Source organism: Cytobacillus luteolus (assembly GCF_017873715.1).
Taxonomy (GTDB): Bacteria; Bacillota; Bacilli; order Bacillales; family Bacillaceae_L; genus Bacillus_BV; species Bacillus_BV luteola.
Map to the genome: position 1 here is coordinate 170,281 of NZ_JAGGKM010000007.1, position 12,943 is coordinate 183,223.

Consider the following 12,943-nt stretch of genomic DNA (forward strand, 5'->3'; position numbering starts at 1 on the left):
AGTTAATTTTTGGTTTGAAATGTTACCTAAAGGGTACTCTAAAAAATAATATGCTTATTTAGGAAAGGGAGTTGCTAAAGTGGAATTATGGTTTACTGAAAAACAAACAGAGAATTTTGGAATTACAGCAAAAATTAAGCGTACGTTACATACAGAACAAACAGAGTTTCAAAAGCTTGATATGGTAGAAACAGAAGAATTCGGAAATATGTTACTTTTAGATGGAATGGTTATGACTACAACAAAGGATGAGTTTGTATACCATGAGATGGTTGCTCACGTACCTTTATTTACACATCCGAATCCTGAGAACGTATTAGTTGTTGGTGGCGGAGATGGTGGAGTAATTCGTGAAGTTCTTAAACACCCTAGCGTGAAAAAAGCAACATTAGTTGATATCGATGGAAAAGTAATTGAGTACTCTAAAAAGTACTTACCTGAAATTGCGGGTAAATTAGAAGATCCACGAGTAGACGTACAAGTTGATGATGGCTTCATGCACATTGCTCAAAGCGAAAATGTATATGATGTAATCATGGTTGATTCTACTGAGCCAGTTGGACCTGCAGTTAACTTATTTACAAAAGGATTTTACGCTGGAATTTCAAAAGCACTTAAAGAAGATGGTGTGTTTGTTGCTCAAACGGACAACCCTTGGTTCACGCCTGAATTAATTACGAATGTGCAACGTGACGTGAAGGAAATCTTCCCTATCACACGTTTATACACTGCAAACATTCCAACATACCCAAGTGGCCTTTGGACATTTACAATCGGATCAAAAAAATATGATCCTCTTGAAGTAAGTGAAGAACGTTTCCACGAAATTGAAACTAAATACTATACGAAAGAGCTACACAAAGCGGCATTTGTTTTACCGAAATTTGTAGCTGACTTAATCAAATAAATAAATAAAAAAAGGGCGCCTTGTGTTAGGCGCCTCTTATCTATGAAAAACGGAGGAATGTAAAATGCGTTTTGACGAAGCTTATTCTGGTAATGTGTTTATTAAAAGTCACCCAAACTTTGAAGAAAGCAAAGCAGTTCTTTACGGAATGCCGATGGACTGGACAGTAAGCTACCGACCAGGTTCACGTTTTGGTCCTGCTCGTATTCGTGAAGTATCAATTGGATTAGAAGAGTACAGTGCTTATTTAGATCGCCATTTAGAAGAAGTGAAATACTTTGATGCAGGAGATATTCCATTACCGTTTGGAAATCCGCAAAAAAGCCTTGATGAGATTGAGAGCTTTGTTGATAAAGTCCTAGCTGAAGATAAATTTCCTTTAGGAATGGGTGGAGAGCATTTAGTGTCTTGGCCTGTTATTAAGGCAATGTATAAAAAGTATCCTGATTTAGCCATCATTCATATGGATGCACACACAGATTTACGTGACGATTATGAAGGGGAACCATTATCACATTCTACACCGATTAAAAAGGCTTGTGAGCTAATCGGTCCTAAAAACGTTTACTCATTTGGAATTCGTTCGGGAATGAGAGAAGAGTTTCAATGGGCTAAAGAAGTAGGAATGCACATTTCGAAATTTGAAGTACTTGAGCCATTAAAAGAAATTTTACCAACACTAGCAGGACGCCCGGTTTATGTAACGATTGATATCGATGTACTAGACCCTGCTCATGCACCTGGAACAGGAACAGTAGACGCAGGTGGAATTACATCAAGAGAATTACTAGCATCCATCCACGAAATTGCAAGATCAAAAGTAAACGTTGTTGGCGCAGACCTAGTAGAAGTAGCACCAATCTATGATCCTTCAGAACAAACAGCAAACACAGCAAGCAAACTCATCCGTGAAATGATTTTAGGATGGGTAAAGTAAAGAACAACTTTAAGAAGCCGTACTATTGAAAAATATAGTATGGTTTCTTAATTTTGTTTCCATATAGTGTTAATTAATTTAAACCTAGTGCGTTCCTTTACGCTGCAGGCACTTGCTTTCCGCGGGGAGGAAGTCGAGCCTCCTCGACGTTCCGTCTGTGGGGTCTCGACCTTTCCTCACTTCCCGCAGGAGTCAAGTGCCTTCCGCTCCAATCCACTCAAGGATAAATATATAGCAACAATCTCTTAAAGATTTTCATTGTTGGTGAAATTTAGTTTAGAATAACTAAGTACTAATTTGTCAATGTCAATAATTAGTTTCACCCTATATATCCTAGCTTATGTTTAGTGTTCGGTTATTCGCTAGAATCCACGAGACTCCTGCGGGAGTAGCACGTCAACGGGAGACCCCGCAGGTGCGGAGCGCCGAGGAGGCTCCCGGACTGCCCGCGGAAAGCGAGTGGATTCTAGCGAATAACCACCCCATGTACTTTGATAGACCTTTTTCTTGTAATATTATATTAAGTTTACCAACGATTGAAGTTTCAACACAGAATGATTATACTTATTAAGTTATATGGAATACTGATACAAATAGATGTTGTATCAAACCCAAATCTAAAGCTAATTACCTACATAATAAGGAAGTGCAATGCTAGTGAATCAACCTTTAGTGGCTGGACGGCCTATTAAAGTGAAACTGACTACAGAAATACGTCAAGCCAATCAAAAAGAGAATGTTACAATCGAGGCTAAAGGCCAATACTACATAAAAGATGAAGCGACATTCCTGCGATTTATCGAAAATAACGACACAGGAAACGTAAACACCATTATAAAAATAGCTGATGGAGAAGTGTTAATCCTCCGTTCAGGGGCTGTGAAAATGAGACAAGTCTTCACAAAAGGCAAAAAAGCAATCGGAAGCTATGAAAGCCCACATGGTGTGTTTGAGCTACTTACCGATACAAATAATATAGAATATACGCCATCAAAGCATTCTCTCAAAGGAAAACTCTTTCTTGCTTATAAGCTACAAATGCAAGGAGATCAGGTTGGTAGATATGCGATGACAATTACATATGAGGAGGAAAAAGCAAGGTGAATATCGTTGATCAAGTTAAAGAGAAATTAAAAGCCGAAATAAAAGATGCTGTTGTGAAGGCGGGTCTAGCAGTAGAAGATCAAGTTCCGGATGTTATTTTAGAATTACCAAAGGAAAAAGCACATGGGGACTATGCTACGAATATGGCTATGCAACTAGCAAGAGTGGCGAAAAAAGCTCCACGTATGATTGCAGAAAGCATTGTTGAGAACTTTGATAAATCAAAGGCTTCTATAGAAAAAATCGAAATTGCAGGACCTGGTTTTATCAATTTTTATATGAACAATGGTTATCTAACTGATTTAGTTCCGACCGTCCTAGAGGCTGGTCAGGCTTATGGAGAAACCAATATAGGAAACAACCAAAAAGTTCAACTAGAGTTTGTTTCTGCAAACCCTACAGGAGACCTTCATTTAGGACATGCTCGTGGTGCAGCTGTTGGTGATACATTATGTAACATTTTAGCTAAGGCAGGTTATGAGGTTTCACGTGAATACTACATCAATGATGCGGGAAATCAGATTAACAATTTAGCATTATCGGTTCAAGCTCGCTATTTCCAAGCTCTTGGTCAAGACTTCCCAATGCCAGAGGATGGCTATCATGGAGAAGATATAGTTGGAATTGGTAGAAAGCTTGTTGAAGAGTTTGGCGATAAGTATTCTGATGTATCAGAAGAAGAGCGTCTCGCATTTTTCCGTGAATACGGTCTTAAATATGAGATGGCAAAGCTTCAACATGACTTAAAGGAATTTAGAGTTGAATTTGATGAGTGGTACTCAGAAACTTCACTTTATCATAACGGTAAGATTGATGATGCATTAGCAGCTCTTCGTGATAAAGGACATATCTATGAAGAAGAAGGTGCAACTTGGTTCCGTTCTACGACATTCGGAGATGATAAAGACCGTGTGTTAATTAAAAATGATGGCTCTTATACGTATTTAACACCAGACATTGCCTATCATCAGGACAAGCTGAAGAGAGGATTTGAAAAGCTAATCAACATTTGGGGTGCAGACCATCATGGGTACATTCCTCGTATGAAAGCGGCTATTCAAGCATTAGGCTATGGAGCAGATACATTAGAGGTTGAAATTATCCAACTTGTTCATCTTTATAAAGACGGTGAAAAGATGAAGATGAGTAAACGTACGGGGAAAGCAGTAACGATGCGTGATTTAATAGAAGAAGTAGGTTTAGATGCGGTGCGTTATTTCTTCGCAATGAGAAGTTCAGATACACATCTTGACTTTGATCTGGACTTAGCAGTTTCACAGTCAAATGAAAATCCGGTTTACTACGCACAATATGCACATGCTCGTATTTGTAGTATGCTTCGTCAAGGTCAAGAAATGGGTGTGAAGCTTGATGGTGAATTGGAACTAGCTCTGATTAGTTCTGAAAAAGAAGTAGATTTATTGAAAAAGCTTGGCGAGTTCCCGGCTGCGGTTTCAGAAGCTGCCGAAAAGCGTTTACCACATCGAATCACAAATTATATTAACGAATTGGCTTCTACTCTTCATAGCTTCTATAATGCGGAGAAGGTGCTAGATACAGAAAATATGGATCGTACAAAAGCTCGTTTAGCACTAATGAAAGCAGTACAAATTACATTACAAAACTCACTAGCGCTAATCGGAGTTTCTGCTCCTGAAAAAATGTAAGGTGTGACAAGAAGCATCTGGTGTTGGGACTTTTCCTAAAAACCAGATGTTTTTTGAGTAGAGAATTATTTTATTGGTCAAAATAAAATGAACTCTAATTATTGGAGGTTTACTAATTAATGAAAGAAGTTATATTATCACTTATTACAGGAATTATTGTAGGTTTTTTATTTGCCCTTTTAAAGCTACCTATACCTGCTCCACCTGCTCTTGCTGGGGTAACCGGGATAGTAGGGGTTTATCTAGGGTTTAAATTATTTCAAATGGTTGCACCGATGTTTACAAAATAAAAAAACCGCCATATTGGTGGTTTTTTTATTTAGCTGCTATATGTATTTCCTGGTGGATAATAGTAGGGTGGTACCTTGAGCCAGCCGCGTTTTCTCATTAATGTTTTTAGTGTAGTTCCAAAGGTAAGGGATTCAGTATAAAACTCTACCCAAATTAGCCCAAGGTCGTTTCGAAGACAGTCTCCTTGCCCTTTCCCACATAACATCATTAAGTTTACAAATTTGAATGCCAAACCATTTGCAATTTCATCATCTGTTAATTTGACGCCTAATGGCACAGAGTTTGGGTCTGAGACAGGTTTAGCTGCTGCAGTATTAGGAAGCGGAATTCCTTCCTTTGTCAAGAAATCACTAAGGCGTTTTGCTTGTGATTCACATTGTTTTATTGCGTCAGTTAATACCTCTTTTATCTCATCATCAACTGTTGTATTCAGACCTATTTCCTCATACCGAATAAATTCCTCAAGTGCAGCGAGGTACTTCCATACATCACCTACTTCAATTACATGCAAGGGTGATTTTGGCTCAACATCTAGTCGAGTTTTAAGTAAATTCCAGACAGCCTCTATCGGGTTTCCCATTTATTTTCCACTCCTTCCATTTAGTTTTAATGTGCCCCAATAACAATCTGTGTATGAAAAAATTTAGTAGTTTATGAATGCACTCATTATGTTCAGAAAATACTACGGACAGTAGGAGAGGGGGGAAGAGTAGAGTGGACAAGAATAAACAAGGTAAAGTACCAAATATCTCAGGCTCCTTTCAAATCGCGGATGATAAGCGCCAGAATGATTTAGAATCAATGGAAAAAGAACATGATTTAGATGATGAGTCAATGTATTACGCTCGTATTTTTATGGAGGATTAATAATAAAAGGTGTTCCAAGAGGTAAAAAAAATTTACCTTGAGGAACACCTTTTACCATTCGATCGTGCCGCCATCGATACGCTTAACACCTCTAATTTTAGAAAGGTCTTCAGTAAGTTTGAGGCAGGCTTTATCTTTTTGCTTTGCTTCAATCATAATATCAAAATCTTGACCTACTTCACGTGCAAGATGAAGAAAAGGTAAGATGAACTCTGCGTCCACGTAGTCAGCATGACTTCTAAATTCTTTTTCAGACTTGGGTGAAGAAATATGAACCTTAGGAATAATGCCAAAATGATCCCAAGTTGAAAAAACCTCAGGTAATAGCTCCGAAAGGTCAGTTGAGCCAAGATTTGCTTGGTGGTGATGATAATCAAATACGAGTGGAATCTGTTCTTTTTTACAAACCTTAAGAGTTTCTTCCGTTGTGTACGTCTTGTCGTCATTCTCCAACGTCATTCTCTTTTTTATATGATCTGGTAACTTTACAATGTTTTGATGAAATCTCTCAATTGCAGTAATCTTGTCACCGTAGGCTCCTCCAACATGGATATTAATATTTGAGATATCCGCTAGGCCCATTCCATCTAAAAGGTCATAATGGTACTGCATATCAATAACTGCATTGTCTGTAATATGTTCCTTGTCACTTGTAAATAATGTAAATTGGTTCGGGTGAAAGCTTACACGCATTTTACTTTTTTTTACAGCAGTCCCGATTTCCTTTAGTTGTTTTTTAAAAACAGATCGATAATCCCACATGACTTCGGGATGGGTAGCTAAAGGTACAATGGATGAAGACATTCTATAGACGTGAATATCATGGGCGATGTTGTAGTAAATCATTCGTAATGTGCTACGCAAATTATGTGCCGTGATTTCTTTGAGTTTTTGAATTCTTTCAATTTCTTCAAGCTGCTGATATCTTGTAAAAGTCATGGTCTTTGCGGGTGAGCATTCCCATAGTGATAATGCATGTGATACATAGCCTAATCTTATTCTCAAACATGTTCCCTCCTTTTTTAAAACGTTCTTTTCGTAATATGAACATAGACCGTTCCTTTCCGCTGCAGGCACTTGCTTTCCGCGGGGAGGAAGTCGAGCCTCCTCGACGTTCCGTCTGCGGGGTCTCGACCTTTCCTCTACTTCCCGCAGGAGTCAAGTGCCTTCCGCTCCAATCCACTCTAAATATAACTATATTTAAAAGCAACAATCATTGCAAAAGGTGCCTCTAAAAAAGTAATAAGGTCCTTCCCAAAGAAGGAGGGACCTGTTATAGAAAAGCTGATATAAGGGTTGAGAATGATTCTTTCCATTTTTGGAAGATAGAGCGGTTTTGTAGGCTTTCTAGGGTGATTTCAGTAGAGAAGGCTAAATCCTCGCTAAACTGTGCCTTAACCTCCTGAATAACTGTTTTATCATAAATGTAGCAGTTTATTTCATGGTTTAAATAAAGGCTACGCTTATCAAAATTTGCGGTGCCAATATCACAGATAACATCATCAATAATAAACACCTTTGCATGGTAAAAGCCTTTTTCATAAAAATAAATTTTTGCGCCTGCTTTTAAAAGTGGTTGAAAATATGGGACGGCAGCTTCTTTAACAAATAAGTGATCAGCCTTTCTAGGTAAAAGGATTGTCACTTTTACTCCCCGTTTTAATGCATATAATATCGCATTTGACAGTTTTGAGCCAGGAATAAAATACGGTGAACCTATCTTGACTTCTTTTTTTGCAGTATTTAATAGTTCTAAAAAGTGACTTTGTAGGTATGCTCCATCTGTTGGGACGAGCTTCATATAGCTTTGGCCTTCGATTAGTGGTGGAAAATAATTTGGGTTTTGAGTTAAATCAATAGTAGTTCTGTCCTTCCAATCATATAAAAATTGCATTTGTAAATCTTGTACACCTTTTCCTTCAATTTTTAAGTGATAATCTCGCCAAAAACCAAATTTTGAGTCATTACCGAGATATTCTTTCCCAACGTTATAGCCACCTAGATAACCAATTTTGCCATCAATTACTGTTACTTTTCGATGATTTCTAGCATTCAAAGAGTAAAACAAATAAGGAAACCTAGGGATGTGACATTCAAATAATTGAACTCCACTCTTTTTTAAGTCTACCTTCATTTCTTTTGAGATTTTATTGCCAACCCAATCGACCAGTAATCGTACCTCTACTCCTTCTTGTGCTTTCTTTTTAAGACGAGTAAGAAATTCCCGACTGATTTTATCATCTTTTACAATATAAAACAGGATATGAATATGTTCTTTTGCATTCTCAATCTCATTAAAGAGATCCGTAAACAGGCTGTTCCCTTCAGTAAAAAGCTTGAGATTACTTTTACGCTCAGGAAATTCACGCTTATTAACGATCGATAAATGTTTTTTTCGGCCAAGCTTGTAATCAATTCGGAGCCACAAGAATAGAATCATTAATACAGCGAACACAGTAGCTATTACATTCATATGATTGTAACTCCTTTCTTTTCGGTTTTATTAGTGTAGACGAATACTTCCAAAATTATTTTATAAGGTTGTTTTTCATATAAATGTGTTGACTGAATGCTCATTCATTATATAATGGAGTTATAGAGATAAAGTCAGAATATTATTTTGTTTTTAAATGTTCAAAAGCGATTGGACAAATTGCGAAATAATTTTATAGTATTTTTAGAAGGGGGAAAGTTTCATGAGTACTACATTATTAGTTATTAACTTCATTGCATTCTTGGCTGTAACCGCTTACGCTGTTTATTTGTTTGCGTACTTGATTAAGACAAGAACGGAATATATCAAGCTCGGTAAGAAAATCGAATTTGATCGCAAATTCAAAGAGCGCTTCGATAAAATCTGGGTGAACGTATTCGGCCAGAAGAAGCTTTTAAAGGATAAAAAGAGTGGAATTATCCACGTTATGTTCTTTTATGGCTTTATCTTAGTTCAATTTGGAGCAATTGACTTCATTATTAAAGGTTTAGTGCCAGGAGCACATCTACCATTAGGTCCATTGTATCCCGCATTTACTTTTTTCCAAGAAATCGTAACATTTATGATTTTAGTTGCGGTCGTGTGGGCTTTCCACCGTCGTTATGTTGAGAAATTAGTTCGGTTAAAAAGAGGGTTTAAATCAGGGTTAGTTTTACTATTTATTGGTGGACTAATGCTGTCGGTATTATTAGGAAATGGAATGGGACTTGTATGGCATGGACATGACTTAACATGGAGCGAGCCTATTGCATCCGGATTTGCGTTTATTTTAGCCTGGATTGGTGAAACTGCTTCCATTGTAGTATTCTACATTGCTTGGTGGATTCATTTACTTTTCTTATTAACATTCTTAGTGTATGTACCACAATCAAAGCATGCTCACTTAATTGCTGGACCAGTTAACGTTTTCTTTGGACGTTTATCAAACCCTGGTAAGCTTGATGCAATTAATTTCGAAGATGAAACACAAGAAACGTTTGGTGTTGGTAAAATTGAAGATTTTAAACAAACACAATTAATCGATTTATATGCCTGTGTTGAGTGTGGACGCTGTACAAACATGTGTCCAGCAACTGGTACAGGAAAAATGCTTTCACCGATGGATTTAATTGTTAAATTACGTGATCATTTAACAGAAAAAGGTGCAGTTGTGACATCGAGAGCTCCTTGGGTACCTACAGTTGCATTTTCAAATACAAAAGGTAACCAATTGGCACTTGCTTCTGCTGGAAAAGGTGCAGAAGAATCAGCTGCAACACTTGAAATGGCATATAATCCAAGCTTAATTGGTGATGTTATCACAGAAGAAGAGATTTGGGCATGTACGACCTGTCGTAACTGTGAAGATCAATGTCCAGTTATGAATGAGCATGTTGATAAAATTATCGACCTACGTCGTTACTTAGTTTTAACTGAAGGTAAAATGGATGCAGATGCTCAACGTGCAATGACAAACATTGAGCGCCAAGGAAATCCATGGGGACTTAACCGTAAGGAAAAGGAAAACTGGCGTGAAGCTCGCGAAGATGTAGTTGTTCCAACTGTTAAAGAGCTAAAAAAAGCTGGTGAAGAGTTTGAGTATTTATTCTGGGTTGGGTCAATGGGTGCATTCGATAACCGAAGCCAAAAGATTGCATTATCATTTGCGAAGTTATTAAACGAAGCGGGTGTGAAGTTTGCGATCTTAGGAAATAAAGAGAAAAACTCAGGAGATACACCTCGTCGTTTAGGTAACGAGTTCTTATTCCAAGAGCTTGCTACAGGAAACATCGATGAGTTTGAGAAAAATGAAGTGAAGAAGATTGTAACGATTGATCCACATGCTTACAACATCTTTAAAAATGAGTATCCTGATTTCGGCTTAAAAGCTGAAGTGTACCATCACACTGAGGTATTAGCTCAGTTAGTGAAGGAAGGAAAACTTATTCCTAAATATGAAGTAAAAGAAACAATTACTTACCACGATTCTTGTTATTTAGGTAGATACAATGAAGTGTATGAACAACCACGTGATATTTTAAGAGCAATCCCAGGTGTAACGTTAATTGAGATGGAGCGTAATCGCGAGTCAGGAATGTGCTGTGGAGCTGGTGGAGGGCTCATGTGGATGGAAGAAGACACAGGAAGTCGTATCAATGTGGCAAGAACTGAACAGGCACTTGCGATTCAACCAAGTGTTATCAGCTCAGGCTGTCCTTACTGCTTAACGATGTTAAGTGATGGAACGAAGGCGAAGGAAGTTGAAGAAGAAGTTGGCACATTTGATATTGCTGAACTACTTGAAAAATCTGTAGTTGGTGAAACAAAAGAACTTGCTTCATAATTTTCGAGAAGATTTTATATTCATAATTACAATTTCAATTTAAATATTCCAAATTTTACTGTAAAATAGAAATATAGATTAGTAGAACTTGCGACTAAGAGGTGTACGAACTTTATTATGTAGAGATTGTACACCTCTCTTATTAGGTGAAATCGAGCGAGCGTTCAGTCGCATTTGTTGAAAGCGATTACTTTTTAAAAGGGAGGCTTTTTAATGGGGAAAACAGTGATTGTAAGTGGTGTACGAACTCCGTTTGGAAAATTAGGTGGTGCTCTTAGCGCGCTTTCTGCTTCTGACCTAGGCGGAATTGCGGTAAAAGAGGCTCTTAACCGTGCAGGAGTTGACCCAGCTAATGTAGGTGAAGTAATTCTAGGTACTGTTTTACAAGGCGGACAAGGACAAATTCCTTCTCGTCAGGCGGCACGTAAAGCAGGAATTCCTTGGGAAGTTAAAACGGAAACAATCAATAAGGTATGTGCATCAGGGCTTCGCAGTGTCACACTTGCAGACCAAATTATCCGTGCAGGTGATGAAGACGTAATTGTTGCAGGCGGTATGGAATCGATGAGTAATGCACCTTACATTTTACCGAAAGCACGCTTTGGTCTTCGTATGGGAGATGCCAATGTTGTTGATTTGATGGTTCACGATGGATTGACGTGTAGTTTTAACGGAGTTCACATGGGGACATATGGAAACGGAACAGCGGATGAGCTTGAATTATCACGTGAGGCACAGGATGAGTGGGCATATACAAGCCATCAACGTGCTGTAGCAGCGATTGAGGCTGGAAGGCTGGCAGAGGAGATTGTTCCTGTTGAGTTGAAAGGCCGTAAAGGTGATATTACGGTGGTTGACCAGGATGAAGCACCTCGTAAGGATACATCTGTTGAAAAGTTAGCTAAACTTGCACCTGTATTCGGACCTGAAGGAACAATCACAGCTGGAAATGCACCTGGAATTAATGATGGTGCAGCAGCTCTTGTTTTAATGAGCGAAGAGAGAGCTCAGAAAGAAGGAAAAGAGAAGGTAGCTACGATACTTGGTCATGCAGCTATTGCAGTTGAAGCAAAGGACTTCCCTAAGACTCCAGGCTTGGTTATTAATGAGTTACTAAAGAAAACTGGTAAAACAGTCGATGAAATCGATTTGTTTGAAGTAAACGAAGCGTTTGCTGCAGTAACTTTAGCTAGTGGGCAAATTGCTGGTCTTGATCCTGAAAAAGTAAATGTAAATGGTGGAGCAGTTGCATTGGGACACCCAATCGGGGCAAGTGGAGCACGTATCATCATTACACTTATTCACGAATTAAAACGCAGAGGCGGCGGGATTGGAATTGCTTCGATTTGTTCGGGTGGCGGGCAAGGCGATGCGATAATGATACAGGTGTAAGGGCATTCGACAAATGCCACGCACTTGTCGAATGAGATCTATTCTAAATTCAGGAGGTAACGAAACAATGAACGTACAAAATGTAATGGTTATTGGTGCAGGACAAATGGGCTCAGGTATAGCTCAAGTGTGTGCAATGGCTGGTTATCAAGTGAAACTTCACGATATTAAGCAGGAATTTTTAGATAGAGGCTTTGGAATCATTAAGAAGAACCTGTCACGCCAGGTTGAAAAAGGACGTATGACAGAAGAAGACATGACAGCGACGTTAAATCGAATTACGCCTTCTCTAGATTTACAGAATGCTAGTGATATTGATTTAGTCATTGAAGCAGCCATTGAAAATATGGAAATCAAAACAAAGCTATTTGCTGAGTTAGATAAAATTGCACCAGCAGATGCCATTTTAGCAACAAATACATCATCACTACCGATTACTGAAATTGCAGCAGCGACGAATCGTCCTGAGAAAGTGATCGGAATGCACTTCATGAATCCAGTACCAGTCATGAAATTAGTTGAAATTATTCGTGGCCTTGCAACAACGGATGAAGTGTATGCAGTAATTGAAGATATGACGAAAAAGCTAAGCAAAGTTCCGGTAGAAGTTAATGATTTCCCAGGCTTTGTTTCAAACCGTATTTTAATGCCAATGATCAATGAAGCTATTTTTACAGTATATGAAGGTGTAGCAACTCCTGAGGCCATTGATGAAGTTATGAAGCTAGGAATGAATCATCCAATGGGTCCATTAACTTTAGCCGACTTTATTGGTCTTGATACATGTCTATATATCATGGAGACATTACATGAAGGATTTGGAGATGACAAATATCGTCCATGTCCATTACTACGAAAGTATGTAAAAGCCGGTTGGTTAGGTAAGAAATCTGGTCGAGGATTTTATGTTTACGAATAAAACAGCATGAGTCTACATGACACGTTAGAAAGGGGAATACAA

12 protein-coding genes are annotated in these 12,943 nt (G+C 38.3%); 9 read left to right on the top strand and 3 right to left on the bottom strand.

What is annotated here, in order from left to right; genetic code table 11:
* Nucleotides 1-79: 79 nt before the first annotated feature.
* The 5 genes from speE to J2Z26_RS18880 all read left to right on the top strand — a co-directional run bounded on the left by speE (nt 80) and on the right by J2Z26_RS18880 (nt 4,905).
* On the top strand, nt 80-907 hold the full coding sequence (gene speE / locus J2Z26_RS18860; protein ID WP_193535200.1) for a spermidine synthase: 828 nt from the start codon (nt 80-82) through the stop codon (nt 905-907).
* A 64-nt stretch (nt 908-971) separates the two neighbouring features.
* A complete protein-coding gene (speB, locus tag J2Z26_RS18865) occupies nt 972-1,844 on the top strand; it encodes an agmatinase (RefSeq protein WP_193535201.1) in 873 nt (290 codons plus the stop codon).
* 657 nt (nt 1,845-2,501) lie between these two features.
* Entirely contained in the window at nt 2,502-2,948 is a 447-nt protein-coding gene (locus J2Z26_RS18870; protein ID WP_319638029.1) for a YwiB family protein, read from the top strand.
* On the top strand, nt 2,945-4,615 hold the full coding sequence (gene argS / locus J2Z26_RS18875) for an arginine--tRNA ligase (RefSeq protein ID WP_193535203.1): 1,671 nt from the start codon (nt 2,945-2,947) through the stop codon (nt 4,613-4,615). The genes J2Z26_RS18870 and argS overlap by 4 nt, the downstream gene beginning before the upstream one ends.
* A 119-nt stretch (nt 4,616-4,734) precedes the next feature.
* The gene (locus tag J2Z26_RS18880; protein ID WP_193535204.1) at nt 4,735-4,905 is read left to right on the top strand and encodes a XapX domain-containing protein; all 171 of its coding nucleotides are present in this window, start codon (nt 4,735-4,737) and stop codon (nt 4,903-4,905) included.
* Nucleotides 4,906-4,934: 29 nt separating this feature from the next.
* Here J2Z26_RS18880 and J2Z26_RS18885 read toward each other — a convergent pair whose 3' ends face one another.
* Nucleotides 4,935-5,486 (bottom strand): DUF3231 family protein, encoded by a 552-nt coding sequence (locus J2Z26_RS18885; protein WP_193535205.1) that lies wholly within the window; start codon nt 5,484-5,486, stop codon nt 4,935-4,937.
* Between the two features lie 134 nt (nt 5,487-5,620).
* Here J2Z26_RS18885 and J2Z26_RS18890 point away from each other — a divergent pair, with 134 nt between their 5' ends.
* Nucleotides 5,621-5,773 carry a hypothetical protein gene (locus J2Z26_RS18890; RefSeq protein WP_193470764.1) on the top strand — a complete coding sequence of 51 codons (153 nt, stop codon included), beginning with the start codon at nt 5,621-5,623 and terminating at the stop codon, nt 5,771-5,773.
* Nucleotides 5,774-5,824: 51 nt separating this feature from the next.
* Here J2Z26_RS18890 and uvsE read toward each other — a convergent pair whose 3' ends face one another.
* Nucleotides 5,825-6,778 (bottom strand): UV DNA damage repair endonuclease UvsE, encoded by a 954-nt coding sequence (gene uvsE / locus J2Z26_RS18895; protein WP_193535206.1) that lies wholly within the window; start codon nt 6,776-6,778, stop codon nt 5,825-5,827.
* 268 nt (nt 6,779-7,046) lie between these two features.
* Nucleotides 7,047-8,246 (bottom strand): cardiolipin synthase, encoded by a 1,200-nt coding sequence (cls, locus tag J2Z26_RS18900; RefSeq protein WP_193535207.1) that lies wholly within the window; start codon nt 8,244-8,246, stop codon nt 7,047-7,049.
* Nucleotides 8,247-8,469: 223 nt separating this feature from the next.
* On the opposite strand from cls, the gene J2Z26_RS18905 reads away from it, so the two are divergent.
* The 3 genes from J2Z26_RS18905 to J2Z26_RS18915 all read left to right on the top strand — a co-directional run bounded on the left by J2Z26_RS18905 (nt 8,470) and on the right by J2Z26_RS18915 (nt 12,901).
* A complete protein-coding gene (locus tag J2Z26_RS18905) occupies nt 8,470-10,590 on the top strand; it encodes a (Fe-S)-binding protein (protein WP_193535208.1) in 2,121 nt (706 codons plus the stop codon).
* Between the two features lie 213 nt (nt 10,591-10,803).
* Nucleotides 10,804-11,982 carry an acetyl-CoA C-acetyltransferase gene (locus tag J2Z26_RS18910; protein ID WP_193535209.1) on the top strand — a complete coding sequence of 393 codons (1,179 nt, stop codon included), beginning with the start codon at nt 10,804-10,806 and terminating at the stop codon, nt 11,980-11,982.
* Nucleotides 11,983-12,049: 67 nt separating this feature from the next.
* A complete protein-coding gene (locus tag J2Z26_RS18915) occupies nt 12,050-12,901 on the top strand; it encodes a 3-hydroxybutyryl-CoA dehydrogenase (protein ID WP_193535210.1) in 852 nt (283 codons plus the stop codon).
* Nucleotides 12,902-12,943 lie beyond the last annotated feature (42 nt).